Source organism: Nocardioides sp. HDW12B, from assembly GCF_011299595.1.
Taxonomy (GTDB): Bacteria; Actinomycetota; Actinomycetes; order Propionibacteriales; family Nocardioidaceae; genus Marmoricola_A.
In genome coordinates this window covers 942,705-968,206 of the sequence record NZ_CP049867.1, presented here as the reverse complement: position 1 = coordinate 968,206, position 25,502 = coordinate 942,705, and the positions used below count along the sequence as shown (strand labels likewise).

Annotated in this window: 31 protein-coding genes and 1 tRNA gene; 10 read left to right on the top strand and 22 right to left on the bottom strand. The window is 73.3% G+C overall.

Features of this window, described 5'->3' with window-relative positions; genetic code table 11:
• Positions 1–264: 264 nt before the first annotated feature.
• Together G7072_RS04615 and G7072_RS04610 are read left to right on the top strand one after the other, a co-directional pair.
• Entirely contained in the window at positions 265–429 is a 165-nt protein-coding gene (locus G7072_RS04615; protein ID WP_166084462.1) for a hypothetical protein, read from the top strand.
• Between the two features lie 74 nt (positions 430–503).
• Positions 504–1,019 (top strand): hypothetical protein, encoded by a 516-nt coding sequence (locus G7072_RS04610; RefSeq protein WP_166084461.1) that lies wholly within the window; start codon positions 504–506, stop codon positions 1,017–1,019.
• A 34-nt stretch (positions 1,020–1,053) separates the two neighbouring features.
• Here the strand turns inward: G7072_RS04610 and G7072_RS04605 are convergent, their stop codons facing one another.
• From G7072_RS04605 to G7072_RS04585, 6 genes are all read right to left on the bottom strand, one after another.
• Positions 1,054–1,353 carry a co-chaperone GroES gene (locus tag G7072_RS04605; RefSeq protein WP_166089670.1) on the bottom strand — a complete coding sequence of 100 codons (300 nt, stop codon included), beginning with the start codon at positions 1,351–1,353 and terminating at the stop codon, positions 1,054–1,056.
• 38 nt (positions 1,354–1,391) lie between these two features.
• Complete coding sequence (locus G7072_RS04600; RefSeq protein WP_240917149.1) at positions 1,392–1,682, bottom strand: DUF3618 domain-containing protein; 291 nt, start codon at positions 1,680–1,682, stop codon at positions 1,392–1,394.
• Positions 1,683–1,750: 68 nt separating this feature from the next.
• Positions 1,751–2,509 (bottom strand): ABC transporter ATP-binding protein, encoded by a 759-nt coding sequence (locus G7072_RS04595; protein WP_166084460.1) that lies wholly within the window; start codon positions 2,507–2,509, stop codon positions 1,751–1,753.
• Positions 2,506–3,180, bottom strand: a complete 675-nt coding sequence (cbiQ, locus tag G7072_RS04590; RefSeq protein ID WP_166084459.1) for a cobalt ECF transporter T component CbiQ — start codon at positions 3,178–3,180, stop codon at positions 2,506–2,508. Before cbiQ ends, G7072_RS04595 begins: the two co-directional genes overlap by 4 nt.
• Before the next feature lies 1 nt (position 3,181).
• Entirely contained in the window at positions 3,182–3,550 is a 369-nt protein-coding gene (locus G7072_RS19710) for a PDGLE domain-containing protein (RefSeq protein WP_240917148.1), read from the bottom strand.
• Positions 3,547–4,269 (bottom strand): energy-coupling factor ABC transporter permease, encoded by a 723-nt coding sequence (locus tag G7072_RS04585; RefSeq protein ID WP_206063281.1) that lies wholly within the window; start codon positions 4,267–4,269, stop codon positions 3,547–3,549. The genes G7072_RS19710 and G7072_RS04585 overlap by 4 nt, the downstream gene beginning before the upstream one ends.
• A gap of 118 nt (positions 4,270–4,387) precedes the next feature.
• On the opposite strand from G7072_RS04585, the gene bcp reads away from it, so the two are divergent.
• The gene (bcp, locus tag G7072_RS04580; protein ID WP_166084458.1) at positions 4,388–4,864 is read left to right on the top strand and encodes a thioredoxin-dependent thiol peroxidase; all 477 of its coding nucleotides are present in this window, start codon (positions 4,388–4,390) and stop codon (positions 4,862–4,864) included.
• 21 nt (positions 4,865–4,885) lie between these two features.
• A tRNA-Leu gene (locus G7072_RS04575) sits at positions 4,886–4,960 on the top strand.
• Positions 4,961–5,022: 62 nt separating this feature from the next.
• Here G7072_RS04575 and rdgB read toward each other — a convergent pair.
• Genes rdgB through G7072_RS04550 form a run of 5 tightly spaced genes read right to left on the bottom strand, consistent with a single transcriptional unit; the run spans position 5,023 to position 9,437 of the window.
• Positions 5,023–5,649 (bottom strand): RdgB/HAM1 family non-canonical purine NTP pyrophosphatase, encoded by a 627-nt coding sequence (rdgB, locus tag G7072_RS04570; RefSeq protein WP_166084457.1) that lies wholly within the window; start codon positions 5,647–5,649, stop codon positions 5,023–5,025.
• Positions 5,646–6,422 (bottom strand): ribonuclease PH, encoded by a 777-nt coding sequence (gene rph, locus G7072_RS04565; protein ID WP_166084456.1) that lies wholly within the window; start codon positions 6,420–6,422, stop codon positions 5,646–5,648. The genes rdgB and rph overlap by 4 nt, the downstream gene beginning before the upstream one ends.
• Positions 6,423–6,432: 10 nt before the next feature.
• Positions 6,433–7,656, bottom strand: a complete 1,224-nt coding sequence (locus tag G7072_RS04560; protein ID WP_166084455.1) for a heparan-alpha-glucosaminide N-acetyltransferase domain-containing protein — start codon at positions 7,654–7,656, stop codon at positions 6,433–6,435.
• Between the two features lie 48 nt (positions 7,657–7,704).
• Entirely contained in the window at positions 7,705–8,541 is an 837-nt protein-coding gene (locus tag G7072_RS04555; RefSeq protein WP_166084454.1) for an ABC transporter permease, read from the bottom strand.
• A complete protein-coding gene (locus tag G7072_RS04550; protein WP_166084453.1) occupies positions 8,538–9,437 on the bottom strand; it encodes an ATP-binding cassette domain-containing protein in 900 nt (299 codons plus the stop codon). Before G7072_RS04550 ends, G7072_RS04555 begins: the two co-directional genes overlap by 4 nt.
• Before the next feature lie 128 nt (positions 9,438–9,565).
• On the opposite strand from G7072_RS04550, the gene G7072_RS04545 reads away from it, so the two are divergent.
• Together G7072_RS04545 and G7072_RS04540 are read left to right on the top strand one after the other, a co-directional pair.
• Entirely contained in the window at positions 9,566–10,864 is a 1,299-nt protein-coding gene (locus tag G7072_RS04545; protein ID WP_166084452.1) for a histidine kinase, read from the top strand.
• Complete coding sequence (locus G7072_RS04540) at positions 10,861–11,517, top strand: response regulator transcription factor (protein WP_166084451.1); 657 nt, start codon at positions 10,861–10,863, stop codon at positions 11,515–11,517. Before G7072_RS04545 ends, G7072_RS04540 begins: the two co-directional genes overlap by 4 nt.
• 33 nt (positions 11,518–11,550) lie before the next feature.
• Here G7072_RS04540 and G7072_RS04535 read toward each other — a convergent pair whose 3' ends face one another.
• From G7072_RS04535 to murI, 4 genes are read right to left on the bottom strand one after another with little or no spacing between them, the layout of a single operon-like run.
• The gene (locus G7072_RS04535) at positions 11,551–12,756 is read right to left on the bottom strand and encodes a heparan-alpha-glucosaminide N-acetyltransferase domain-containing protein (RefSeq protein ID WP_166084450.1); all 1,206 of its coding nucleotides are present in this window, start codon (positions 12,754–12,756) and stop codon (positions 11,551–11,553) included.
• Positions 12,756–13,457: a DUF3152 domain-containing protein gene (locus G7072_RS04530; RefSeq protein ID WP_166084449.1), complete on the bottom strand. Its 702-nt coding sequence runs from the start codon at positions 13,455–13,457 to the stop codon at positions 12,756–12,758. The genes G7072_RS04535 and G7072_RS04530 overlap by 1 nt, the downstream gene beginning before the upstream one ends.
• A gap of 8 nt (positions 13,458–13,465) precedes the next feature.
• Positions 13,466–14,233 carry an MBL fold metallo-hydrolase gene (locus G7072_RS04525; protein WP_166084448.1) on the bottom strand — a complete coding sequence of 256 codons (768 nt, stop codon included), beginning with the start codon at positions 14,231–14,233 and terminating at the stop codon, positions 13,466–13,468.
• 40 nt (positions 14,234–14,273) lie between these two features.
• Complete coding sequence (murI, locus tag G7072_RS04520; RefSeq protein ID WP_166084447.1) at positions 14,274–15,086, bottom strand: glutamate racemase; 813 nt, start codon at positions 15,084–15,086, stop codon at positions 14,274–14,276.
• Positions 15,087–15,344: 258 nt separating this feature from the next.
• Here murI and G7072_RS04515 point away from each other — a divergent pair, with 258 nt between their 5' ends.
• Complete coding sequence (locus G7072_RS04515; RefSeq protein ID WP_166084446.1) at positions 15,345–17,708, top strand: immune inhibitor A domain-containing protein; 2,364 nt, start codon at positions 15,345–15,347, stop codon at positions 17,706–17,708.
• A gap of 39 nt (positions 17,709–17,747) precedes the next feature.
• Here the strand turns inward: G7072_RS04515 and G7072_RS04510 are convergent, their stop codons facing one another.
• Positions 17,748–18,419, bottom strand: a complete 672-nt coding sequence (locus tag G7072_RS04510; RefSeq protein ID WP_166084445.1) for a lysophospholipid acyltransferase family protein — start codon at positions 18,417–18,419, stop codon at positions 17,748–17,750.
• Positions 18,420–18,478: 59 nt separating this feature from the next.
• On the opposite strand from G7072_RS04510, the gene G7072_RS04505 reads away from it, so the two are divergent.
• Positions 18,479–19,267: an HAD-IIA family hydrolase gene (locus tag G7072_RS04505; RefSeq protein WP_166084444.1), complete on the top strand. Its 789-nt coding sequence runs from the start codon at positions 18,479–18,481 to the stop codon at positions 19,265–19,267.
• A gap of 489 nt (positions 19,268–19,756) precedes the next feature.
• Here G7072_RS04505 and G7072_RS04500 read toward each other — a convergent pair whose 3' ends face one another.
• From G7072_RS04500 to clpS, 5 genes are all read right to left on the bottom strand, one after another.
• On the bottom strand, positions 19,757–20,704 hold the full coding sequence (locus tag G7072_RS04500; RefSeq protein WP_166084443.1) for a cysteine synthase: 948 nt from the start codon (positions 20,702–20,704) through the stop codon (positions 19,757–19,759).
• A 10-nt stretch (positions 20,705–20,714) separates the two neighbouring features.
• Complete coding sequence (locus G7072_RS04495; RefSeq protein ID WP_166084442.1) at positions 20,715–21,002, bottom strand: MoaD/ThiS family protein; 288 nt, start codon at positions 21,000–21,002, stop codon at positions 20,715–20,717.
• A 100-nt stretch (positions 21,003–21,102) separates the two neighbouring features.
• Positions 21,103–21,546: a M67 family metallopeptidase gene (locus G7072_RS04490; RefSeq protein WP_166084441.1), complete on the bottom strand. Its 444-nt coding sequence runs from the start codon at positions 21,544–21,546 to the stop codon at positions 21,103–21,105.
• Positions 21,547–21,581: 35 nt separating this feature from the next.
• Positions 21,582–22,166, bottom strand: coding sequence for a DUF2017 domain-containing protein (locus tag G7072_RS04485; RefSeq protein WP_166084439.1), 585 nt, complete (start codon positions 22,164–22,166; stop codon positions 21,582–21,584).
• Between the two features lie 4 nt (positions 22,167–22,170).
• Positions 22,171–22,467 carry an ATP-dependent Clp protease adapter ClpS gene (gene clpS / locus G7072_RS04480; RefSeq protein ID WP_166084438.1) on the bottom strand — a complete coding sequence of 99 codons (297 nt, stop codon included), beginning with the start codon at positions 22,465–22,467 and terminating at the stop codon, positions 22,171–22,173.
• A 56-nt stretch (positions 22,468–22,523) separates the two neighbouring features.
• Between clpS and G7072_RS04475 the strand changes: the two genes are divergently transcribed.
• Together G7072_RS04475 and G7072_RS04470 are read left to right on the top strand one after the other, a co-directional pair.
• Positions 22,524–23,831 carry a nicotinate phosphoribosyltransferase gene (locus tag G7072_RS04475; protein WP_166084437.1) on the top strand — a complete coding sequence of 436 codons (1,308 nt, stop codon included), beginning with the start codon at positions 22,524–22,526 and terminating at the stop codon, positions 23,829–23,831.
• Positions 23,832–23,864: 33 nt separating this feature from the next.
• Positions 23,865–24,440 carry an isochorismatase family protein gene (locus G7072_RS04470; RefSeq protein WP_166084436.1) on the top strand — a complete coding sequence of 192 codons (576 nt, stop codon included), beginning with the start codon at positions 23,865–23,867 and terminating at the stop codon, positions 24,438–24,440.
• A gap of 107 nt (positions 24,441–24,547) precedes the next feature.
• On the opposite strand, the gene G7072_RS04465 is transcribed toward G7072_RS04470, so the two are convergent.
• A complete protein-coding gene (locus G7072_RS04465) occupies positions 24,548–25,318 on the bottom strand; it encodes an enoyl-CoA hydratase (protein ID WP_166084435.1) in 771 nt (256 codons plus the stop codon).
• Positions 25,319–25,502 lie beyond the last annotated feature (184 nt).

Sequence of the window (25,502 nt, the reverse complement as noted above, 5' to 3'; positions counted from 1 at the left end):
ACGGTGGCCGCTGGACGTCCCTCGGACGACCACGGTCGTCGGTCCCCCTCACCTGAGAGGGCACCGGGACCGAGGTGAGTGACGGGACGTGGTTCCGACAGGCTCATGACCCGAGCGTGACCTCAGGGGGTGTCGCGCAGTTGTCCCTGACATGTCTAGCCAGCGACGCTCCGCGGACGTTTCCGCCGAGGGGGCGGGGGTAGGCATCCACCACAGGCGGGGCTGCTCGTGCACCCCCGCCGCACCGGGAAGAGGACCGACACCATGATCCACGCCCAGCAGCGACGCGAGACCGCGGCCGCGACACCGGCCGAGCCGGACCCCGCCGCGTCGGAGACCGTCGTCCCGGCCCAGCAGAAGCGTCGTCCCGACGCCTACGACCTCTACGCCGAGATCTTCGCGATCCGCGCTGAGAGCCACCCCGCCTGACCGGCTCCGCTTTCCGCCGCGCCGCCGGGGTGCCGCTGCCCGCGCCGGGGACGGCACCAGCGAGAATGCTCCTCATGCGCCCTGCCCGACGTGCCCTGACCCTCCGCACCGCCGCCCTGACCGCAGCGGGCGTCCTCGCCCTCGCCGGGCTGTCCGGCTGCGGTCAGGACGAACCCGCGACCGAGGCCGCGGCCTCTCCGACCGAGTCGGCGAGCGAGACCCCCTCCGAGACCGCGAGCGAGGCTCCCGAGGAGACCCTGTCCGCGTCGCCGTCCGCGACGAAGCCGACGCGGACCCCGCCCTCCGCGACGCCGGCACCGACCCCCACCGGCCTCGTCGTCGACGTCACGGTCCGAGGCGACGAGGTCAGCCCGCAGGCCGAGGTGGTCGAGGCCGACATCGACTCCCCCATCACGCTGCAGATCCAGTCCGACCGGGCCGGGGAGATGCACGTCCACGCGAGCCCCGAGCAGTACGTCGAGTTCGGCCCCGGCAGCACCACGGCGCAGATCGTCATCGAGAACCCCGGCGCGATCGACGTCGAGGAGCACGAGACGGGCGCGCTCGTGCTCAAGCTGCTGGTGCAGTGAACTCGGACGGCACGCCCACCTGGCTCGGAGGGCCTCAGAGGTAGAGGCCGGTCTCGCTGTCCTCGAGCCGCTCCGCCGCCACGGCGTGGACGTCACGCTCCCGCATGAGCACGTAGGCCTCCCCGTTGACCTCGACCTCGCCCTTGTCCTCGGGGTCGAACAGCACCCGGTCGCCGGGCTCGACGGCCCGCACGTGCGGGCCGACCGCGGCGACCTTGGCCCAGGCGAGGCGGCGGTTGCCGACCACCGCGGTCGCGGGGATGACGATGCCACCGGTCGAGCGACGCTCGCCGGCCTCCCGGTCCAGCTGGACCAGCACCCGGTCGTGCAGCATCCGGATGGGGGTCTTGTCCGCCACGGCGGGGTCCGTCGTCAGCGCGTCACGCGGCGGATGACCACCAGCAGCACCACGACCCCGGCCACACCGCCGGCGACCTTGGCGAGCGTGTCGGTGCGGGGGTTGCCCTGCTCGTCGATGAAGGCGGCGCGCAGGGAGGCGACCTCACGGCGTACGACGCGCTTGGGGCTGGTGCGGTCGACGAGCTCGTCGATGGTGGCGGCCAGCCGGAGCCGGGTCTGCTCCATCTCGCGCTCGAGCGTGTCGGGGCTCGGTGCGGACCCGTCCCGCTTGTCGGCGGAGCCAGAAGATTCAGCAGGTGCCACGAGAAGCACTCCTCGGTCGCGGTTCGTCGGGGGGTTGGGCCGGCCGGCCTGACCGCTGGGTCCGTAGGTTACCCGGGTCTACGGGTGCCCATGGTCCGGGGATCGAAACCGAAGGGCAGCTCCAGCCGGTGCCGCGCCATCAGCGCCTCGTCGACCAGCACCTCGCCGGTGGGGCCGTCGGCCACCACGTGGCCCTCGGACAGCACCACCGAGCGCGGGCAGAGCTCGAGGGCGTAGGGCAGGTCGTGGGTCACCATCAGGACGGTGACGTCGAGGCCGCGCAGGATGTCGGCCAGCTCGCGGCGCGAGGCCGGGTCGAGGTTCGACGACGGCTCGTCGAGCACGAGGATCTCGGGCCGCATCGCCAGCACGGTGGCCACCGCCACCCGGCGCCGCTGCCCGAAGGACAGGTGGTGGGGCGCCCGGTCGACGTGCTCGAGCATCCCGACCTGCTCGAGGGCCTCGGCCACCCGCGCGTCGAGCTCGGCCCCCCGGAGCCCCAGGTTGCGCGGCCCGAAGGCGACGTCCTCGCGCACCCGCGGCATGAAGAGCTGGTCGTCGGGGTCCTGGAACACCAGCCCGACCCGGCGCCGGATCTCGCCCAGGTGCCGGTCCTCGACGGGCAGCCCCGAGACGGCGACCGAGCCGGCGCCGGCGCGCAGCAGCCCGTTGAGGTGGAGGACCAGGGTGGTCTTGCCGGCACCGTTCGGCCCCAGCAGCGCCACCCGCTCCCCGGCGTGGACGTGCAGGTCGACGCCGTACAGCGCCTGGTGGCCGTCGGGGTAGGCGTAGGCCAGGCCGCGGACGTCGAGGACGGGGACGCTCACCGCGTCATGCTCCCACCCGGCGGGAGGCCGCGGGCGACCATCGCGAGGTGCACCCGCTCGCCGCGCTCGTAGGAGCGGACGAACAGCGCCCCGACGGTGCGGGCCAGGACCGGCCAGTGCCGGGGGTTGCGGGCGTCGAAGCCCCGCGCGACCAGGCCGCGACGCATCCGCCCGAGGTCGGCCGTGACGACGTCGAGGTAGCGGATCATGAAGCCGAGGATCTGCACGAGCGTCGCCGGCAGCCGGAGCCGCTCCAGGCCGCGCAGCACGTCGACCGGCTCCGTGGTGGCGGCCAGGGTGAGGCTGGCCAGCACGCCGAGGGTGCCCTTGACGGCCAGCAGGGCCGCCGCGACGAGTCCGGGCTCGCTGAGCGACACGGGGCCGAGGTCGACGCGCGGGCCGGTGGCGACGAACGGGATGACGAGGGCGAAGACCAGGAACGGCACCTCGACGACCATCCGGGGCAGCAGGAAGCGCAGCGGCACCCGGGCGGTCAGCACCACCCCCAGCAGCACGCCGAGGGCGACGACGAACAACGGCCACCAGCCGGCAGGGGTGGCGACCACGGCGAGCACGAAGGCCAGCAGGGCGAGGATCTTGTGGTGCGGCGCGGCCCGGTGGACCACCGAGTGGCCGTGGAAGTGGAGCCGGTGCCCGTGCCCGGCCCCCACGTCAGCGGGCTCCGGTCTCGACCGCGTCCGGGCTGTCGGTGCGGGCCTCGGACGCGTCGCCCGGTCGCCGGCGCACGGCGTAGGCGATCCCGGCGGTGAGCGTCAGGACCACCCCCACGCCGAGCACCCCGGCCAGGCCACCCGAGACGCGCTCGTCCTCGACGCCGTCGACGGTGTAGTCCGACAGCGGGCTGCCGGCCGACCCGTGCTCCTTCTCGGTCGCCGCGAACCCCTCGTCCTGCGACACCCGGTCGAGGCCGTCGGGGGCCGAGGAGGCGTAGAAGCTGACGACGCCGGCCATGAGCAGGGTGGCGACCAGCAGGCCGGCCAGCACCAGACGGGTCGGCACCCGGCCCCGGAGGCGGCTCACGGCCGGGCCTCCGCCGCCGGCGTGGACGTGGTGGGGGCCGGGCTGGTGCGGATCTCCAGCTCCTGCCGGCCCATCACCCGTCGCGCGCCGTGGACCAGGTCGGGCCGGGCGGCCACCACGCTGCCGACCACGAGACCGGTGATGACGGCCTCCCCCACGCCGATGAGCGTGTGCCAGCCCAGCATCGCGGTGACGAGGGAGTCCAGCGGGATCGGCGCGGTGCCGCCCACGGCGTACAGGCCGACGAAGGCGAGCGCCGCCGTCGGGACGGCGACGAAGGCGGAGACGGCCGCCAGCGGGGCCACCAGCCCGACGCGCTGCGGCAGCACGGACTGCAGGCCGCGGAAGACGAGCCAGGCGGCGAGGACGCCGACGACGCCGAGCAGCACGACGTTGGTGCCGAGGGCGGTGATCCCGCCGTCGGCGAACATCAGGGCCTGCACGAGCAGCACGACGCTCAGGCACAGGACCGCGGTGAAGGGCCCGACCAGGACGGCCGCGAGCGCTCCCCCCAGGAGATGTCCGCTCGTGCCCGCCCCGACCGGGAAGTTGAACATCTGCGCCGCGAAGACGAAGGCGGCCGCCAGCCCCGCGAGGGGCGCGGTGCGCTCGTCGAGCTCGCGGCGGGCCCCGCGCAGCGCGACACCGACGGCAGCGGCCGCGACGACGCCCGTCGCGATCGAGGTGGGTGCGTCGAGAAACCCGTCGGGAACGTGCATCGTCGTCCTCCGCTACCGTGAGCCAGCCCGTCGGCCCGGCCTGCTGCCGGGTTGTTGACCATCTTACGTTATTGCACATGATGTGCAATAAGCCCCCGTCCCGACCCCGGAGGACCCCGTGAGCGAACGACTGCAGCCCGGCGACACCGCCCCGGACTTCACCCTGCCCACCGACGACGGCGGCGAGGTCACGCTGAGCGCCCTGCGCGGTCGCCGGGTGATCGTCTACTTCTACCCGGCGGCGATGACCCCGGGCTGCACCAAGCAGGCGTGCGACTTCAGCGACTCTCTGGAGGCGCTGCGCGCCGAGGGGTTCGAGGTGCTCGGCGTCTCCCCCGACAAGCCGGCCAAGCTGGCGAAGTTTCGCGAGCGCGACTCCCTGGGCATCACCCTGCTCTCCGACGAGGACAAGGCCGTGATGCAGGCGTGGGGCGCGTTCGGCGAGAAGAAGCTCTACGGCAAGGTCGTCCAGGGCGTGATCCGCTCGACCCTCGTGGTGGACGCCGAGGGCCGCGTCGAGCTGGCGCAGTACAACGTCAAGGCCACCGGCCACGTCGCCAACCTCCGCCGCGACCTGGGGTTGGCCACCGCCTGACCCTGCCTAGACTGCTCGGGCGCGCCCGTAGCCCAATTGGCAGGAGGCAACAGGTTTAGGTCCTGTGCAGTGCGAGTTCGAGTCTCGCCGGGCGCACCGGGACCGACGCCCGCCGCCGCCAGTCGCCGTCAGGCGCCGTCAGGCGCCGTCAGGCGCCGTCAGTGGGTCGACACCACGCGCGCGACCAGCGGCGCGATCTCGCGCAGGGCCTGTCCCCGGTGGGAGATGGCGTCCTTGTCCGCGGCCGGCAGCTCCGCGCTCGTGACGTCGTGGCCCTCGGCGCAGAACAGCACGTCGTAGCCGAAGCCGCCGTCACCGCGGGTCTCCCGGATCACGCGCCCCGGCATCCGGCCCAGGACGAGGTGCGTGTGCTGCTCCCCCGGCACCGCGAAGGCGACCGCGCAGACGAACGCCGCACCGCGCCGCTCGTCCGGCACGTCGGCCAGCTGGGCCAGCAGCAGCGCGTTGTTGGCGTCGTCCTTCTCCTGGCGCGGCGCGTCGGCGAGGCCGGCCCAGCGCGCCGACATCACGCCCGGCATGCCGTTGAGGGCGTCGACGCACAGGCCGCTGTCGTCGGCCAACGACGGCAGCCCGGTGGCGAGCACACCGGCGCGGGCCTTCAGCGCGGCGTTGCCCTCGAAGGTCGGCTCGGTCTCGGCCGGCTCGTCGTACGGCGCCACGTCGTCGAGCCCGAGGACCTCGACGTCGGGCAGGTGCTCGGCGAGGATGCGCTGCATCTCCTCGAGCTTCTTGGCGTTGCGGGAGGCGAGGAAGACCTGCCTCACACCGGACCCCCCGTCCCCGGCCTGCTCGCGGCGAGGGCCTGCTGCTGCAGGCGCGTCAGGTCGGCGCAGCCGCCGGTGGCCAGCTCCAGCAGCGCGTCGAGCTCGGCCTTGTCGAAGGGCGCACCCTCGGCGGTGCCCTGCACCTCGACGAAGCGACCGTCGCCGGTCATCACGACGTTCATGTCGGTCTCGGCGCGCACGTCCTCCTCGTAGGGCAGGTCGAGGCGCGGCACGCCGTCGATGATGCCGACCGACACCGCCGCCACCGACCCGGACAGCGGCTCGCCGCGCAGCGCGCCGCGGCCACGCAGGTGGGCACAGGCGTCGGCCAGCGCCACGTAGGCGCCGGTGATCGCGGCCGTGCGGGTGCCGCCGTCGGCCTGCAGCACGTCGCAGTCGATGACGATGGTGTTCTCGCCCAGCGCCTTGACGTCGACGACCGCGCGCAGCGACCGGCCGATGAGCCGGGAGATCTCGTGGGTGCGGCCGCCGATGCGGCCCTTGACGGACTCCCGGTCGGAGCGGGTGTTGGTGGCGGCGGGGAGCATGGCGTACTCCGCGGTGACCCAGCCCAGGCCGCTGCCCTTGCGCCAGCGCGGCACGCCCTCGGTCGCCGAGGCAGCGCACAGCACCTTGGTGCGGCCGAACTCCACCAGCACCGAGCCGGCCGGGTGGTCGAGCCAGTCGCGGGTGAAGCGCACGGTGCGCAGCTCGTCGTCGGAGCGGCCGTCGGCGCGGGTCGGGCTGGTCGGTCCGGTGGAGGGGGAGGTCATGGAGCGGACCCTACCGAGGCCCACCGACGCTCCCGGGGCCGCTCCCGGGGCCGCTCCCGGGGCCGCTCCCGCCGCCACGTCTGCCGACCGCCCGCCGAGTGCCCGACGCGGCCCGGCCCACCAGCGCCTCCAGCGGGCCCCGGACCTCGAAGACCCGCACCACCGCGCCGATGACGAGCACCAGCCCGACCTGGCCCACGAAGTCGGTCGGAGCGTCGCCGTCCCACCAGCCCTCCTGGCGCAGCACGACGTGGAGCGTGTAGAGCGTCAGCGTCAGGGCCCCCGCCCCGAACAGCACCCCGAGCGCGCGGCCCACCAGCGGGGGCGCGAGCCGCCCCAGCAGCAGGCACAGCCCGAGGACCAAGCAGGCGCTGCCGGTGGTCATGACCAGGTCGAGCCACGCCCCGCTGTGCGGCGCGCGCACCATCAGCCACGACCAGGAGCCGGTCGGCACGACGCCGTACAGGCCGTGGGTCAGGCTGTCGTCGAGGTTGCCCGACCACCCGGCCACGTCGAAGGTCTCGACCAGCGCGCGACGCACCCCGTCGCGCTCGAGGTGGGCGTCGGCCACGACCCAGGCCACGACCACGGCCACCAGGCCGGCCGCCGCCACCCGCAGCGCGGTCGCGGCCGAGCGCAGGTCGAGGCGCCCCAGGACCATCCCGACCAGCAGGTACGGGAGCCAGGTGGCCACCGGGTAGTAGCCGGTCAGCGTCAGCTCACGCAGCAGCGCCGCCGGCTCCGACAGCGAGTCGAAGGACGGCACGGCGTACGACGTCGGGGGCAGCTCGCGCCGCAGCAGCAGGCTCAGCGGTGGTCCGGCGAGCGCGCTGACGCCGGCCGCGAGCGCCAGCCAGCGTGTCGGCAGCGCGACGAACGGCGCCGCGACCACGAACAGGACCGCGTAGCAGGCCAGGATCACGGCGATGTTGGTGCCGAGGCCGCCCAGCCAGAGCCCGACGGCGCCGACCAGGAGCGCCCGGACGGCCGTGCCGGCCTGGAACGCCCACCAGTCCCTCCCCCGGAGCACCGGCCGCCCGGCGACCAGCACGAGGCTGAGGCCGGCCAGCACCGCGAAGAGGGCCGACGCGCGACCTCCGGCGAGCTGCTGGACGACCGTGACCTCGCCGCCGACGTCGCCGGGCAGGATGTGGGTCGCCATCATCCCGACGAGTGCCAGGCACCGGGCGACGTCGATGCCCACGAGTCGCGGGGACGACCGGACCGCTGCCATGCACCGATCCTGCCAGCGCGCCGTCGCCGACCGGGGTCGGGCGCGCGCTCACTTCACCTCGGAGCGCAGGATCCGCCAGATCCCGACGGCACCGGGCAGCACGATCCACACCAGCGACCCGGTCGCGATCTGGGCCCACTGCTCGCCCGAGGGGCCACCCTCGGTGAACAGGGCGCCCTGGCTCGTCCCCAGGTCCACCCAGGCCAGCCAGTCCCGGGCCGAGGACCACACGCCGGACACCACGCTCGTGATCGTGGGGACGAGGAAGTACAGGACGATGGCGACCGCCGAGCTGAGGAACACCATGCCGAAGGCGAGGCCCCACACGATCCCGAGCAGGAAGCCGATCAGCAGCGAGGCGGCCACGTTGGCGGTGACGCCGTCGAACGGCGCGTCGGAGCCGCCCAGCAACGACAGCGGCAACGCTACGAGGGCGGCCAGCGCCAGTCCGGCCAGCACCAGCACCACGGCCGCCAGGCACTTGGCCAGCAGGACCCGTCCCCGGTCGGGCACGAGCGTGAAGGTGACCATCGCCGTGCGCTGGCCCCACTCCTGGGTCACCAGCAGGATGCCGAGCACCGGCAGGAGCACGCCCTGCGGGATGCTCGCGAACCCCAGCAGGGCCAGGAAGGTGCGGTCGTCGCTCTCACCGACCGCGAAGAACGCCACGATGACCAGCACCGTGATGACGCCGATGATGGACAGCAACCAGAGCCCGGCCCGGGTGTCGGACATCTTGCGCAGCTCGACGCGGACCAGGCGCGCCAGCGTGACGGGTGCCGTGCCCGAGACGTCGAGCGTCGGCCCCGCGGGGCCGACGGGGCCGTCGGGGCGGGAGGTGGTGGCTCGGGCGGGGTCGTCGGCGGGTGCCGTGGGCAGGCTCATGCGGCTGCTCCTTCGCGCTGGGTCTGGGAGGTGAGGGTGAGGAAGAGCTCCTCGAGGCCGGCGCCGTCGGCGGCGCGCAGCTCGAGCAGCACGACGCCGTGGTGTGCCGCGGCCTCGCCGACCTGGCGGGCCTCGGCCTCTGTACGGCGTGCGCCGTCGGGCGACGCCACGCTGCTGATGCCGGCCTCGGCGAGGGCCCGCTCGAGGGCCGCGTCGTCGACGGCCCGGACCACCGTGCCGGTGGACTGCAGCAGCTCGGTCTTGGTGCCCTGCGCGACGATCCGGCCCTGGCCGATCACGACGAGGTCGTCGGCGATCACCTCCACCTCGTGCAGCAGGTGGGAGGACAGGAGCACCGTGCCGCCGCGGCGGGCGTAGTCGGTCAGCAGCGTCCTCATCCAGTGGATGCCTGCCGGGTCGAGCCCGTTGGCCGGCTCGTCGAGCACGAGCACCTCGGGGTCGCCGAGCAGGGCGTGGGCGATGCCGAGACGCTGCCGCATGCCGAGCGAGTAGTCCTTGACCCGCCGGCGGGCCTCCTGCCGGGTCAGCGACACGGTCTCGAGCATCTCGTCGACCCGTGAGCGCGGCAGGTCGAGCACGCCGGCCCCCAGGGCCAGCACCTCGCGGCCGGTCCGGCCGGCGTGCTGGGCCGACGCGTCGAGCAGGACACCGACGTGACGACCGGGGTTCGGGATGTCGCGGTAGGCGTGCCCGCCGATGGTGGCGCGTCCCGAGGTCGGCACGGTGAGGCCTGTCATCATGCGCATGGTCGTCGACTTGCCGGCGCCGTTGGGCCCCAGGAACCCGGTCACCCGGCCGGGCGCCGCGACGAACGACACGTCGTCGACGGCCCGGAAGCCGCCGTAGGTCTTGGTCAGTCCTTGCACGGAGATCATGGGTCCACCCTTCCCGGCACGCGCGCCCGCGGCATCGGCCCGCGGTCCTCGGTCGCACCGACGCAGGTAGGGGTGGGGCGATACCCAGGGCGGTGGGCGCCCTGCCCCGGGGGTCCTAGCCTGGACGCGTGCACCTCCCCGCCCGAGCCGGAGCCAGTGGTCCGCCGCCCTTCGCCCACCCGCCGCGCATCAGCGCGCGGGGGCACGCCTGGCGCATCGCGATCGTGCTCGTCGTGTCCGCGCTGGGGTGGTTCGAGACCGGTCACCTCCAGTGGGACCAGGCGCCGTGGCTGTTCGTGCTCGACCTGGTCCTGGGCGTGGCGAGCTTCGTCGCGATGTTCTTCCGCCGCCGCCACCCCCTGGGCGTGGCGGTCGCGGTGACGCTGGCGGGGGCGGCGTCGTACTCCTCGGCCGGCCCGGCCGTCCTCGTGACGGTCTCGCTGGCGACCCGGCGCCGCTGGCCCGAGATCCTGGGGGTCGGCGCGCTCGGCGTGGTGGTCGCCCTCGTGTTCACCGGCTACCAGCCGGTCCCCCCGACCCCGGCCTGGGTCAGCGTCGGCTTCCTGCTGGTGGTGACCGTGGCGCTCATGGCCCTCGGCATGTACATCGGCTCCCAGCGCGAGCTGATGTGGACGCTGCAGGACCGCGCCCGTCGCGCCGAGGAGCAGCAGGCCGCTCGGGTGGCGCAGGCCCGCGCCGGCGAGCGCGAGCAGATCGCCCGCGAGATGCACGACGTCCTGGCCCACCGGATCTCCCTGGTGGCGATGCACGCCGGGGCGCTGGCCTACCGCACCGACCTGGGCGCCGAGGCGGTGCGCTCGTCGGCCGGCCTCATCCAGCACCAGGCGCACGAGGCGCTCACCGACCTGCGCGCGGTGCTCAACGTCCTGCGCGAGGAGGTCTCGCCCGACGCCGTCCCGGTCGCGCTGCGGCCCCAGCCCACCTACGCGGACCTCCCCGCGCTGGTCCTCGACGCGCGACAGGCGGGCATGCAGGTGTCCCTGCACGTCGACGAGGCCTCGGACCTGCCCGACGCGCTCGGGCGGGCGGTCTACCGCGTCGTCCAGGAAGGGCTCACCAACGCGCGCAAGCACGCTCCCCACGCGCACGCCGACGTCGAGGTCCGGCGGCGCCCGGAGGAGGTGGTCGTGACGGTCGCGAACTCCACCGGACCCGCACGACCGCGGGTGCCGGGCGCCGGCCTCGGACTGGTGGGGCTGCGCGAGCGCGTCGACCTGGCGGGCGGAGCACTCGAGCACGGTGTGCGCGGCGATCGCTTCGTCCTGTGCGCACGGCTGCCCGTGCACGACACCGCTCCGTCGCTCGCCGAGGACGGACCGGGCCCCGACGCAGCGGTGCCCGCCACCGCCACCGCCAGCGGCGGCGGTGGCGGCGGTGGCGGTGGGCGGGACCGGGTGGTCCCGTGACCCCCACCCGGATCCTGGTCGTCGACGACGACCCCCTGGTCCGCTCGGGTCTCGCTCTCATCCTGGGTGGGGCGCCCGACCTCGAGGTCGTGGGCGAAGCGGCCGACGGGGCCGAGGCGCTCGTCGCCGCCCGCGCCCTGAGACCCGCGGTCGTGCTCATGGACCTGCGGATGCCCCGCGTGGACGGCCTCGAGGCGACCCGCGCGCTGACCGCCCTGCCCGAGCCGCCCCTGGTCGTCGTGCTCACGACCTTCGACGTCGACGACGCCGTGGTCCGCGCGCTCGAGGCGGGCGCCTCCGGCTTCCTGCTCAAGGACACACCTCCCCCGGACCTCGTCGACGCCGTACGACGTGCCGCGGCCGGTGAGCCGATGCTCTCGCCCACCGCCACCCGCCGGCTGATCGAGCGGGTGACCGCCGGCACCGACCCGGTGCGCCGCGCGCGCGCCCGTGACCGCGTGGGCGCACTGACCGAGCGTGAGCGCGAGGTGGCGGTCGCGGTCGGCCGCGGCCTCGGCAACGCCGAGATCGCCGACCAGCTGCACCTCAGCGTGGCCACGGTGAAGGCCCACGTGGGCCGGTTGTTCACCAAGCTGGGCGTCGAGAACCGCGTGCAGGTCGCGCTCATCGTCAACGACGCCGAAGGAGCGTGACCAGCTCGGCTGCCTGAGGGGACGGCCGAGCGCTCAGCCGCGTCCCCCGCGCACCGTCACTCCTGGGACGTCGGGCTCGGCCTCCGGCACCGCGACGACGACGGCGGCGCGCGCGGCCCGCGACATCCTCGTCAGCACCGCCTCCAGCGGTCCGCGCCGCCCGAGCCGGTGCGCGAGAGCACCCAGCGCGAGCATGACCAGCACCTGCGGCAGGAGCTGGTCCGGGCCGTCGACGGGCACCAGCCCGCGGTCGCGCGAGACGACGTGGAGCGTGTAGAGCGTCAGCGTCAGCGACCCGGCCCCGGTCAGCACGACGAGGCGCTCGGGGACGCGGCGACCGACGGCGAGGCAGAGGCCGATCACCAGGCAGGAGCTGCCGATGACGTTGACCTGGTCGAGCCACGCGCCGGAGTGCGGGGCCCGCACGAGGAGCCAGGCCCAGGTGTCGGTCGGGAGCACGGCCTTGAAGCCGCGGCTGAGGATCAGCTCGAGGTCCGCCGGTCCCCCGGGGCGCGCGACGCTGCGCTCGAGCTGCTCGCGCACCCCCGGGACGGCGAGGAACAGGTCGGCCGCGACCCACGCGAGCAGGACGAGCCCGGCGCCGACGGCCGTCAGCCGCCGGGTCACGTCCACCGACCGGAGGTCGAGGCGCCCCACGACCATGCCGGCGAGGACGAAGGGCAGCCACGTGAGGACCGGGAAGCTGCCCGTCAGCAGGAGCTCCTGCAGCAGGTCGAGCGGGTCGAGCAGCGAGGCGGGCGTCGGGTCCGAGGGGCGGTCGCGCGGCAGCACCGAGCGCAGCACCTGGCTCAGCGGCGGACCCACCAGCACCAGGACCCCGGCCGCCAGCGCTATCCACCGGGTGCGCAGCGCCAGGAAGGGCGTCGCGAGCGCGAAGAGCACGGCGTAGTAGGCGAGGATCACCGACATCCCGGTGTCGACGAGCCCGCCGAGGAGCAGGCCGAGAGCGCCGAGGCCCACGGCCCGGGCGAGGGCGGCAGCCTGCTCCGCGCGCCAGGCGAGACCCCGAACGGGCTCCCGGGTCCGCGCCAGCAGCACGATCGCGAGGCCGGCCAGCAGGGCGAACAGTCCCGACGAGCGCCCGGCGACCACCTGGTGGGTCAGCGTGACCCGGCCGTCCACGACGCCGGTGAGCAGGTGGGCGGCGACCATCCCCAGCAGGGCCACGAGACGCGCGAGGTCGAGGCCGACGAGCCGCGACGAGGAGACGCCCGCCATCAGAACCGGGGGACGTTCCGCTCGCCCGGCAGGGGCCAGGGGTTGGGGCGGCAGCCCTGCAGGTCGACGGACTGCTGCATCATCACGGGTGCGAGCGAGCCCGGGCGGGGGCAGCCGCGGTGGCCCAGCCCCAGCCAGTGACCGGTCTCGTGGTTGACGACCATGTGACGGTACGAGCGCAGCGTGCGGCCCTTGTTGCGCCACATCGTGCTGGCGCCGTTCCACCGCATCTGGTTGATGACCACGTAGCGGCCGACGCGGCAGCTCCACTGCGCGCTGCACCCCGACGAGAAGGTCGGCACCTTCGAGGCCTCGCTGAGCACCACCGACAGGGTGCCGCCGGTGGCCACGCGACGGAACTCGATGCCCGAGGCACGCCACCCGCGCCGATCGTCGAAGGTCTCCTGCACCTGCCGGCGGAAGACGGCCGTGCTCGCCACGATGCGACCGCGGGTCTCCACGCGGTAGCGCACCACGTGGCGCGCGGGCGCGCGCGGTCGGGACGCCTCGAGGGTGACCTGCGGCAGCACGGTGGGCGCCGCGCTGGGCGCCCCGGCCGGCTCCCCCTCCGGCGCGGCCTGCTCGCGCGCGTGGGCCCCGGGCAGGGCGGCGGAGCCGAGCACCAGCGTGAGCAGCAGTGCCGCGACGCACGCGACCGTCCTGGTCGGGGGGTTTCTCGTCGTCCTCGTGGTCGTGGTCATGGATGGCCTCATACCTGGTAGGTGGAGCCCTCGGCCGCCAGCACCGTCGAGCCGTCGAAGACGCCTTCGGCCTCGAGCAGGGCGTCCTGGCGGTCGTGCCACGGCGGCACGTGGGTCAGCACGAGCGCGGCGACCCCGGCGGCCTGCGCCGTCGCCGCGGCCTCCGACCCCGTCATGTGGACGTGGGGCGGGTTGTCGGCGTCGTCGCGGAAGGCGGCCTCGCACAGCAGCAGGTCGGCGCCGCGGGCGAGCGCGGTCAGCTCCTCGCAGGCGGCGGTGTCGCCGCTGTAGACCAGCGTCCGACCGCCCGCCTCCACCCGGAAGGCGTAAGCCTCGATGGGGTGGTCGACACGGCGCGGCGTGATCGTGAAGGGGCCGAGCGTGATCGGCTCGCGCTTGATGCGGCGGAAGCGGAACTCCTCGTTCATCCCCGGGTCGAGCGGCAGGCCGTAGGCGCGGGCCACACGTGACTTGGTGCCGCGCGGCCCCCAGACGGGGATCCGCGCCTGCGCGCCGGTGGGGTGGTACTTCCGCATCACGTAGTAGCCGCTGATGTCGAAGAAGTGGTCGGCGTGGAGGTGGCTGATGACGAGCGCGTCGATGGTGAGCGGGTCGACGTACCGGTGGAGGGGGCCGAGCGAGCCGGAGCCGAGGTCGAGCAGCAGGCGCCACGTCCGCCCGGGGGTCTGGGGGTCCTCGGCCTCGACGAGGTAGCAGCTGGCCGAGGACTCCGGGCCGGCGTACGAGCCCGAGCAGCCCACCACGGTGACCTTCACGACCGATCACCCGTCTGCCCCGTCTGCCCCGTTGCCGTGCTCATGCGCCGGCCCGCACCCAGGCGAGCTGGTCGGCGGTGACCAGCTCGGGACCGAGGAACCGTCGGCCGATGCGCCCGAACTCCTCGGGCTGGCCGGTGGTGAGGAAGCGGTACGTCGGCGGGCCGAGGTCGGGGTCGCGCTCGAGCCCGCGCCGCACGAGCGTGCGGTAGACGTCCTTGGCGGTCTCCTCCGCGCTGCTGACCAGCGTCACCTGGTCACCCATCACGTAGGCCAGGACCGCGGTCAGCAGCGGGTAGTGCGTGCAGCCGAGGATCAGGGTGTCGACGCCCTGCGACACCAGCGGGTCGAGGTAGTCGTGGGCGACGCCGATCAGGTCGGGCCCCGAGGTCACGCCCGCCTCGACGAAGTCGACGAAGCGTGGACAGGCCTGGGTGGTGAGCTCGACGTGGGGCGCGGCGGCGAAGGCGTCGTCGTAGGCCATGGACTCCGCGGTCGCGCGGGTGCAGATCACGCCGATCCGGCCCGTGCGGCTGGCGGCGACCGCGCGCCGGGTGGCGGGGAAGATGACCTCGACGACCGGGACGGGGTAGCGCTCGCGGGCGTCGCGCAGCACCGCGGCGCTGGCCGAGTTGCAGGCGATGACGAGCAGCTTGACGCCCTGGTCGACCAGGTGGTCGAGGCAGTCGAGGGCGTACTCGCGGACCGCGCCGATCGGCTTGGGCCCGTAGGGCTGGCGAGCGGTGTCGCCGAGGTAGAGCACCGACTCGTGGGGCAGCTGGTCGATGACGGAGCGGGCCACGGTGAGACCACCGAAGCCTGAGTCGAAGATGCCGATAGGAGCGTCCGCCATGACCGCCCCAGGCTAGTGCTCGCAATCCCCGGCGGAGGACGAACCGCGCCCCCGGCGCGCGCGTGGCGCGTGCCCGGAGCACGGCGCGGCGCGCCCGACACGCCAGGGGACCGCGAGGACCAGCGTTCCGCCGGTGGGCGAGGCCACACTTGAGGGTGAGGTAGAGCACACCCTCTCCTCCTGCGGGCCCCCGTCGCAGCGGGCTCCGTCTCGGCACCCTTCCCCGAACCACCCGCCACTCTCGACCTAGGAGTCTCCATGCGCAGACCCTCACGGACGGCCTCGCGACGGCCGACCCTGTGGACCGCGGCCCTCACCGGATCCGCGGTGGCCATCGCCCTCGGCCTTCCGACCCTCCCGGCAGGCGCCGCCCCGGCTCCCGCCCCCGACCCGTCGGGCCCGGCCTCCGCCGCGCCCAGCGGCACCGACGACACCCGCGAGTTCGTCCCCTCGGCGAAGACCCCGAGGCTCGACCGGGGCGAGTCCGTCACCGCGCGCCGCCAGGCGCGTGCCGACGCGACGGGTGCCCCGCAGGTGGGCGACACCCGCTCGTGGCTCGCCAACGACGACATCTACGGCCCCTACCTCAAGCGCTACGTGCTGCGAGGCATGGGTGACAACGTGCAGGTGTGGGTCGCCAACGACCGCGCGTTCCCCACCGACGACTGCCGCAACGACCTCGGCCTGACCGAGATCACGAAGAAGCAGGTCAGCTCCTTCGTCGACGAGTTCAGCACCACGATGTACCCCCGCGAGTCGAAGGTCTTCTCGGTCCCGCCGGACCGCAACGGCGCCGACAGCTCCGCCGCCGCCCTCGGGCTCGACGCGGACTACTGGAAGGTGCCGCGCAAGCAGGCCGACGACATCGTCGTGCTGGTCGACAACGTCCGTGACGGCAACTACTACGCCCCCGCCACTCCCGACGGCCAGACCTTCATCGCCGGCTTCTTCTGGAGCTACTTCAACGAGCTGGCCGACCGCAACATCATGACGATCGACGCCTACGACTGGATCCACCGCACCGGCGTCAACCCGCCCGACAACAGCACCGAGGCCGACTACGAGGCGTGCGCCGAGGAGCTCGACCAGCCGACGACGAACTTCGGCATCTCCCGGCCGCAGGACTACGAGGGCACCTTCGCCCACGAGTACCAGCACCTCCTCGAGTACTACGAGGACGAGGACGAGGTGAACTGGGTCAACGAGGGCGTCTCCGACTGGGCGCAGACCCTCACCGGCTACACCGACCCGCGCGTCAACGTCTCCGCCGACGGCGCCGACCGCCACATGGCCTGCTTCGCCGGCTACCTCGGACGTCGCTTCGGCGGCCCGGAGAACAGCATGACGCTGTGGGGCGAGCAGGGCGGCCCGGAGATCCTCTGCGACTACGGCGCGGCCTACTCCTTCATGGAGTACCTGCACAGCCTCTACGGCAACGCGATCATGACCAAGCTCCACCGTCTCGACGCCAACGGCCTCCGTGGCCTGCAGCGGGCGCTCGACGCCGTGGGCGCCAGGGGCGACGCCATGACGCACCTGCACCGCTGGGCCGTGATGGTGGCCATCGACCGACCGATCGACCGCGACGGCGGCCGACTCACCGGCGGCAACCCCGACGCGTTCACCGCCGACTCGCTGAGCTTCCACGTCAAGTGGGCCAACCCGGAGTCGTACGGCGACGCCGGCGCCCCGGCGAACGGCGCCGACTACGTGCGGCTGCGCAACGACGGCGGCGACTGGCTCGCGGCCGACGAGATCTCGTCCCTGCGGTTCAACGGGTCCGACACGGCGCTCGGGGAGCCGGTCGAGTGGGCCGTCGACAGCACGCCGCCGGCGACCGCCGACGGCGAGGACGACACCTGCGCCACGCCGCCCGCCGACGGGTCGGGCGCGCCGGCGCTCTACTCCGGCTGCGGCGACAACCTCGACCGCAGCATCGCGCGCACCGTCTCGGTGCCGGAGGGCGACCCGACGCTGTCCTTCGACTCCCTGTCGGACATCGAGGAGGCGTGGGACTTCGGCATCGTGCAGGTCTCCGAGGACGACGGCCAGACCTGGACCACCGTCCCCACGACGGACTCGACGTCGGAGCACGACCCCGACGCGGACCCGGCGATCGTGGCGCAGCTGCCCGGCCTGACGGGGAGCTCGGACGGCTACCGGACCCAGACGGCCGACCTGTCGGACTGGGCCGGCGAGGACGTGCTGCTGGCGTTCCGCTACATGACCGACGGCGCCCAGGCCGAGGCCGGCTGGTGGGTCCGCAACATCGACGTCGGCGGGACCGCGATCCCGGCGACGCTGGACGGCTGGCGGACGCAGACGCAGATCGACCCCGACCCGGTCGCCGACTGGACCGTCCAGCTGGTGGCCTACGGCGCCGCTGGCGACCCGGTGCGCTACCACCGGATGGCGCTCGACCCGTCCCACTCCGGGGTGCTCAGCGGTGACGCTCTGCGCCAGGCGATCGGCGACGACGCGACGACCGTCGCGGCGATCGTGATGCAGGACGACCCGCGGGAGGTGGCGCGCTACCAGGCGGGCTACCAGCTCGTCGCCGACGGCACGCTGCAGCCGGGCGGCGGCATCCCCGGGTGCTTCCCAGGAGCCCGCTGCCGCTAGTCCCGCCCGACCGACGACCCGCCGGTCCCCCGCTGCTCGTCAGTGGGGGTCGGCGGGTCGTTCGTTGTAGACGCCGGCCTGCTCCTGGCCGGTCAGGGCCTGGATGGCGGTCATCACCCGGTCGGCGATCTCGCGACGGGCGCGCCCGGGCGCGACGCCGTCGTACTCCCCCGCGACCCGGATCGGCTCGCCGAAGCGGACCGTCACCTTCGCCAGGCGGGGCACGGAGGAGCCCACCGGCTGGAGCCTGTCGGTGCCGATCAGGCCGACCGGCACGATCGGGGCGCCGGACTGGAGCGCGAGCTGGGCGACGCCGACCTTGCCGCGGTAGAGGCGGCCGTCGCGCGAGCGGGTGCCCTCCGGGTAGAGCCCGAACGCCTCGCCGCGACCCAGCACCTCGAGCGCGATCTGGAGGGAGTCGATCGCGGCGCGGGTGTCGTCGCGGTCGACCGGCACCATGCCGAGCCCCTCGAACCAGGCGCGTTGGGCCCGACCCTTCAGCCCGGGGTTGTTGAAGTAGTCGTCCTTGGCCAGGAAGACCACCTTGCGCGGCGCGACCACCGGGATGACGACGCTGTCGAAGAAGGAGAGGTGGTTGCTGGCCAGCAGCACCGGCCCGGTCGCGGGCACGTGCTCGACGCCCTCGACCGTGGGGCGCCACACGGCGCGCGCCAGCGGGCTGACCACGGAGTCGACGAGCCGGTACATCATGTCCGGAAGCCTGCCACGTCGATGACGCTCCGACGAGCACAGGCTGGAACACTGGACGCATGACGAGTCCCACGCGACCCATCGAGACCTGGCTGACCGACATGGACGGCGTCCTCGTCCACGAGGAGGAGGCCATCCCCGGGGCTCCCGAGTTCATCGCCGCGCTCGAGCGCTCCGGCAAGAAGTACCTCGTGCTCACCAACAACTCGATCTTCACCCCGCGCGACCTGCGGGCCCGGCTCCGCTCGAGCGGGATCGACGTGCCCGAGCACGCGATCTGGACCTCGGCGCTGGCCACGGCGCAGTTCCTCGACGAGCAGCGCCCCCAGGGCAAGGCGTACGTCGTCGGCGAGGCGGGCCTGACCACGGCGCTGCACGAGATCGGCTACGTGATGACCGACCGGGACCCCGACTACGTCGTGCTCGGCGAGACCCGCACCTACTCGTTCGAGGCGATCACCCGCGCCATCCGGCTGATCGACGCCGGCGCCCGCTTCATCGCCACCAATCCCGACGTCAGCGGCCCCAGCCCGCAGGGCAAGCTGCCTGCGACCGGCGCCGTGGCGGCCCTGATCAGCTCCGCCACCGGCCGCGAGCCCTACTACGTCGGCAAGCCGAACCCGCTCATGATGCGCAGCGCGCTCAACCGCCTCGAGGCCCACTCCGAGACCACGATCATGATCGGCGACCGGATGGACACCGACATCAAGAGCGGCCTGGAGGCCGGGCTGCGCACCGTGCTGGTCACCAGCGGCTCGACGTCGCCCGAGGACGTCGACGCGTTCCCCTACCGGGCGACCCAGACCTTCGGCTCCGTCGCCGACCTCATCGAGTTCGTCGAGGAGTAGCACGACGCTCGAGACCCCACCCCGGTGGTCGAGCAGGTTGCGCAGCAACCGACGTCGAGACCCCACCCCGGTGGTCGAGCAGGTTGCGCAGCAACCGACGTCGAGACCCCACCCCGGTGGCCGAGCAGGTTGCGCAGCAACCGACGTCGAGACCCTGCCGAGCTCACCAGGTCTCGACGACGCTCGCTGGCGCTCGCTGCTCGACCACCGGTGGTCGAGCAGGTTGCGCAGCAACCGACGTCGAGACCCTGCCCAGGTCACCAGGTCTCGACGACGCTCGCTGGCGCTCGCTGCTCGACCACCGGTGGTCGAGCAGGTTGCGCAGCAACCGATGTCGAGACCCTGCCCAGGTCACTAGGTCTCGACGACGCTCGCTGGCGCTCGCTGCTCGACCACCGATGTCGAGACCCCGCCGAGCTCACCAGGTTTCGACGACGCTCGCTGGCGCTCGCTGCTCGACCACCGGAGCGCTCGCGGATCGACCGGCGTTCAGGCCCAGAGCTGGCCGTCGAGGCGCTCCTCGGCCTCCTCGAGGGTGCCTTCGTAGGCGCCCGTCGAGAGGTACTTCCAACCGCCGTCGCAGACGATGAAGACGATGTCGGCGCTCTCGCCGGCCTTCTCGGCCTTGCGGGCCTGGCCCAGGGCGGCGTGGAGGATGGCGCCGGTGGAGATACCGGCGAAGATGCCCTCGTGCTCGAGCAGCTCCCGCACGCGGCGTACGGCGTCGTGGGGCCCGACCGAGAAACGGCTGTCGATCAGCGAGGCGTCGTACAGCTCGGGGACGAAGCCCTCGTCGAGGTTGCGCAGTCCGTAGACGAGCTCGCCGTACCGCGGCTCGGCGGCGACGATGCGCACGTCGGGCTTGTGCTCGCGGAAGTAGCGGCTGGTGCCCATGAGGGTGCCGGTGGTGCCGAGCCCGGCGACGAAGTGGGTGACCGAGGGCAGGTCGGCGAGGATCTCCGGCGCGGTGCCCTCGTAGTGCGCGAGCGCGTTGGCGGGGTTGCCGTACTGGTAGAGCATGACCCAGTCGGGGTTCTCCCCCGCGATGCGCTTGGCGACGCGGACGGCCTCGTTGGAGCCGCCGGCGGCGGGTGAGGAGATGATCTCCGCCCCCCACATGCCGAGCAGCTGCTTGCGCTCGATCGAGGTGTTCTCCGGCATGACGCAGACGATGCGGTAGCCCTTCAGCTTGGCCGCCATGGCCAGCGAGATGCCGGTGTTGCCGCTGGTGGGCTCGAGGATGGTGCAGCCCGGGGTGAGCAGGCCGTCCTTCTCCGCCTGCTCGACCATCTTCAGCGCCGCGCGGTCCTTGATGGAGCCGGTGGGGTTGCGGTCCTCGAGCTTGGCCCACAGCCGCACCTCGGGGGACGGCGAGAGCCGCGGCAGCCCGATGAGGGGGGTGCCGCCGACGGAGTCGAGGAGGTTGTCGAAGCGCATGCGCGTGGGGTCAGGCCCCGCCCGCCACGGCGGGGAGCACGACGACCTGGTCGCCGTCGCCGAGCTCGGTGCCGAGGCCACCGGTGAAGCGGACGTCCTCGTCGTTGACGTAGACGTTGACGAAGCGGCGCAGGTCGCTCTGGCCGTCCTTGTCCTCGACGAGACGGTCCTTGATGCCGGTGTGGCGCTCCTCCAGGTCGTCGATGAGCGCCGACAGCGTCGCGCCCTCACCGTTCACGGCCTTGGCGCCGTCGGTGTAGGTGCGCAGGATGGTCGGGATCCGGACCTCGATGGCCATGGTGTGCTCGCTCCTCGTGATGCGGGGTGCAGGTGGGTGCTGGGGTGTGTTCCGGGTGGTGCGGGTCTCGCTCGGGTGATCGTGCCCCGTGGACCGGGTTTCAGGCGGTCTTTCTCGCGGGCAGGGCGTCGACGACGTCGACGTCCTCCTCGGTGACCTGGCCGTCCACGATCCTGTAGGACCTGAACTCCACCGGGCCCTCGTTATTCCCGTGCTCGCGGGTGGAGACCAGCACGTAGTGCGCTCCGGGCTCGCTGGCGAGGCCGATGTCGGTGCGGCTGGGGTAGGCCTCGGTCGCCGTGTGGGAGTGGTAGACGACCACCGGCTCCTCGTCGTTGTCCCACATCTGCTTGTAGAGCTCGAGCAGCTCGGTGGAGTCGAACTCGTAGAACGTCGGCGACCCGGCGGCGTTGGTCATCTCCACCATCCGCTCCGCGCGGTCCGAGCCCTCGGGCCCGGCGACGATGCCGCAGGCCTCGTCGGGGTGGTCACGGCGGGCGTGGGCGACGATGGCGTCGTAGGTCTTCTGGTCGATGACGAGCACGGCTCCAGGGTAGTGGGAGCCGCGGCGTACGCCGATCAGGGTGCGACAGCGCGGACGAGGCTCTCCTGGAGGAACCCGAGCCAGTCGTAGATGTCGTGGACGTGGACGCGGGCGTCGTCGTCGGGCAGCGAGTCCCAGTAGTCCTCGTCACCCTCGGTGATGTCGAGCCGGCTGGCGAGCGCCAGGCGCATGTCGGTCATCGACTTCATCCACTGCATCGCCCCGCCGTGGTCGAGCTCGACGTCGATGACGAGCGCCTCACCCTCGAGGTCACCGGGCAGCCCGGCCTCCTCGAGGACGTCGATGACGGCCGCGGCGTTGCCCGCCTTGCCGCCACGCAGCTCGGTCTCGGTGAAGCGGCGGAACTCCCCGGCCGCCTCCTCGTCCTGCGGGTAGGCGGTGGGGAACAGCCGGGCCAGCACCGGGTCCTCGGGGGCGGTCGTGGGCCCGGTGAAGTCGAGCAGCGCCTCGAGCGGGTCGGCCTCGGCGTGCGGCACCGCCGCCTCGTTGCGCAGCAGCTCGATGAGCTGGGAGGCCAGCGAGCGCAGCAGGTCGGCCTCGAAGCCGCTGAAGGTGGCGACCACGCCGCCGCCGCGCCTGGGGTGGAAGCCCTCGGTCACGCCGTCACCCCTCGGCCCGCTCGAGCGTGGCCCACAGGCCGTACTCGTGCATGGCCTGGACGTCGCGCTCCATCTCCTCGCGGCTGCCCGAGGACACCGTGCAGCGTCCGTCGTGGTGGACCTGGAGCATCAGCTTCTCGGCCTTCTTCTCCGTGAACCCGAAGTACTGCCGGAACACGAAGGTGACGTAGGACATCAGGTTCACCGGGTCGTTCCAGACCACCGTCTGCCAGGGACGGTCGGTCGCGGTGAGCTCGTCGGCGACGGGCTCCTCGACCTCCAGGGGAGCGGGCGTGGACACCGGTCCACCCTAAGGGGCCGACGGCGCCCGGATGCCGCACCCTAGGGTGGCTGTCCATGAGCGACCCGGCTGGCGCCTCGACGGCGCTGCTCACCGACCACTACGAGCTGACGATGCTGCAGGCCGCCCTCGCGGCCGGTACGGCGTCGCGCCGCTCGGTCTTCGAGCTCTTCCCGCGGCGGCTCCCCGACGGCCGCCGGTACGGCGTGGTGGCCGGTGTCGGGCGCGCCCTCGACGCCCTGGGGCGCTTCGTCTTCGACGAGCCGGCGCTGGCGTTCCTGCGCGACAACGGCGTGGTCGACGAGGCGACGGTGGCCTGGCTGGCCGACTACCGCTTCACCGGCGACGTGTGGGGCTACCCCGACGGCGAGGTCTACTTCCCGCACTCGCCGCTGATGGTGGTCGAGGCGAGCTTCGCCGAGGCGGTCGTGCTGGAGACGCTGCTGCTGTCGATCCTCAACCACGACTCGGCGATCGCCTCGGCCGGCTCCCGGATGACGTGGGCCGCCGGCGAGCGTCCCTGCATCGAGATGGGGACGCGCCGCACCCACGAGGAGGCGGCTGTCGCGTGCGCGCGAGCGGCGTACCTCACGGGTTTCACCGCGACCTCGAACCTCGCCGCAGGGCAGCGCTTCGCCATCCCGACGACCGGCACCAGCGCGCACAGCTTCACGCTGCTGCACGACACCGAGCGTGACGCCTTCACCGCGCAGGTCGACTCGCTCGGGCGCGGCACGACGCTGCTGGTCGACACCTACGACATCGCCGAGGCGGTCCGTCTCGCGGTCGAGGTCGCCGGGCCCGAGCTGGGCGCCGTCCGCATCGACTCCGGCGACCTGGGGCTGCTGGCCCAGCAGGTGCGCGCCCAGCTGGACTCCCTGGGGGCGCACGCGACCCGCATCGTGGTCACCTCCGACCTCGACGAGCACGCGATCGCCTCGCTCGCAGCGGCTCCGGTCGACGGCTACGGCGTCGGCACCTCGCTGGTCACCGGCAGCGGCCACCCGACCTGCGGGTTCGTCTACAAGCTGGTTGCGCGCGAGGGCGCCGACGGCGCCATGGTCGACGTGGCGAAGAAGAGCAAGGACAAGATCTCGGTGGGGGGCCGCAAGTTCGCGCTCCGGCGGCGCAGCGCCGCCGGCGTGGCGGAGGCCGAGATGGTCGGCATCGGGACGCCGCCGGTGGACGACGGCGACGACCGGGCGCTGATGGTGGAGCTGGTGCGCGACGGCGAGGTGGTCGGGCGCGAGAGCCTCGAGGCCGGGCGCGAGCGGCACCGGACCTCCCGCGAGGAGCTGCCGATGCAGGCGCGGCAGATGTCGCGTGGCGAGCCGGTCCTGCCCACCGTGTTCCTGCCGCGGTGACGGCGCCGAGCGCGGCTTGTCTAGGCTGACCCCATGAAGCGCGCACTCATCGTCGTCGATGTCCAGAACGACTTCTGCGAGGGCGGCAGCCTGCCCGTCTTCGGCGGTGCGGACGTGGCGAGGCGCATCACCGAGCTGCTCCACCGCTGGTCGGCCGGCGGTCCCGACGCCCCGGAGTACGCCGTCGCGGTCGCCACCCAGGACCACCACATCGACCCGGGCCACCACTTCAGTGCAGCGCCCGACTTCGTCGACACCTGGCCGCCGCACTGCGTGTCCGGCTCCGACGGGGTGGCCTTCCACCCCAACCTCGACCCCGAGCCGTTCGACGCCGTGTTCCGCAAGGGCGAGTTCGCCGCGGCGTACTCCGGCTTCGAGGGCAGCGACGCCGAGGGCGTGGCGCTGGCGGACTGGCTGCGCCGCCAGGAGGTGACCGACGTCGACATCTGCGGGATCGCCACCGACTACTGCGTCCGGGCGACCACGCTCGACGCGCTCAAGCAGGGCTTCGGGACCCGTGTCCTCACCGACCTCTGCGCCGGTGTCCAGCCCGGCACGTCCGCCGCGGCCATCGACGAGGTCAGGAACGCCGGCGCGGCCGTCGCCTGAGGGTCGCCAGAACCGCGCACAAGACCGCTCATGTGACGTCTGAGGGCCTCAGGGGTCACATGCACGAACTTGTGCGCGATTCCGCACGCTCGGGGCGGGGCTAGCGGTTAGCGGCCCTGAAAGTCGGCGCGGCGCTTGCCGACGAACGCCTTCATGCCCTCCGAGGCGTCGTGGGTCGCGAAGAGCGCGACCTGACCGGCGCGCTCGCGCTCGAGCGCGTCCTCGAGGCCGCCGAGGGTGGCGGTGTTGACGGCGTCCTTGGTCCGGGCGAACGCCAGCGCCGGGCCGCGGGCCAGCCGTGACACCACCTTCTCGAGCTGCTCGTCGTAGTCGTCGTCGGCCACCACGTGGCTCACCAGCCCTGCGTCGAAGGCTTCCTGGGCGCCCAGCGTCTCCCCGAGCAGCGCGAGCCGCATCGCCCGCGCGCGGCCGACGGAGGCGGCCACCGTCAACGACGACCCACCGTCGGGCATGAGGCCGATGCGGCTGAAGGCCAGCAGGAAACCAGCCGAGGACGTGGTGACCTGCAGGTCGCAGGCGAACACGATCGAGGCCCCCACCCCGGCCGCGATGCCGTTCACACCGGCCACGACCGGCTTCGGCAGGCCGGTGACGCTGCGGATGATCGTGTTGGCGCCCACGAGCGTGGAGTCGTCGAAGTTCGTGACCGGGTCGTCCCCGGTCAGGTCGACGCCGGCGCTGAAGGCCGCCCCCGTGCCGGTCACGAGCACGACGCGCACCGCCTCGTCGTCGGCGGCCGAGTCCAGAGCGTCAACCAGCCCGGCGGCCATCTCCTCGCTCATGGCGTTGAACGCCTCCGGACGCGTGAAGGTGATCCGGCGGACGCCGCCGGCGGTCTGGACCTCGAGGTGGCTCATGGGGGCACGCTAGCGCCGGTCAGCGGCTCCGGGGGCAGGTCGCGGCGCGAGGCGCGGCCGGTCGGCGCCCGGGAAGCCCGCGCAGGACCAACGTCCCGAATCGCCCTTGACCACGTGCGTGCTCGGTCGTCGTGCCTTACCGTGACGGTGGTCACCGGGCCGTGCGAGGGGCGAGGTCCGGGGA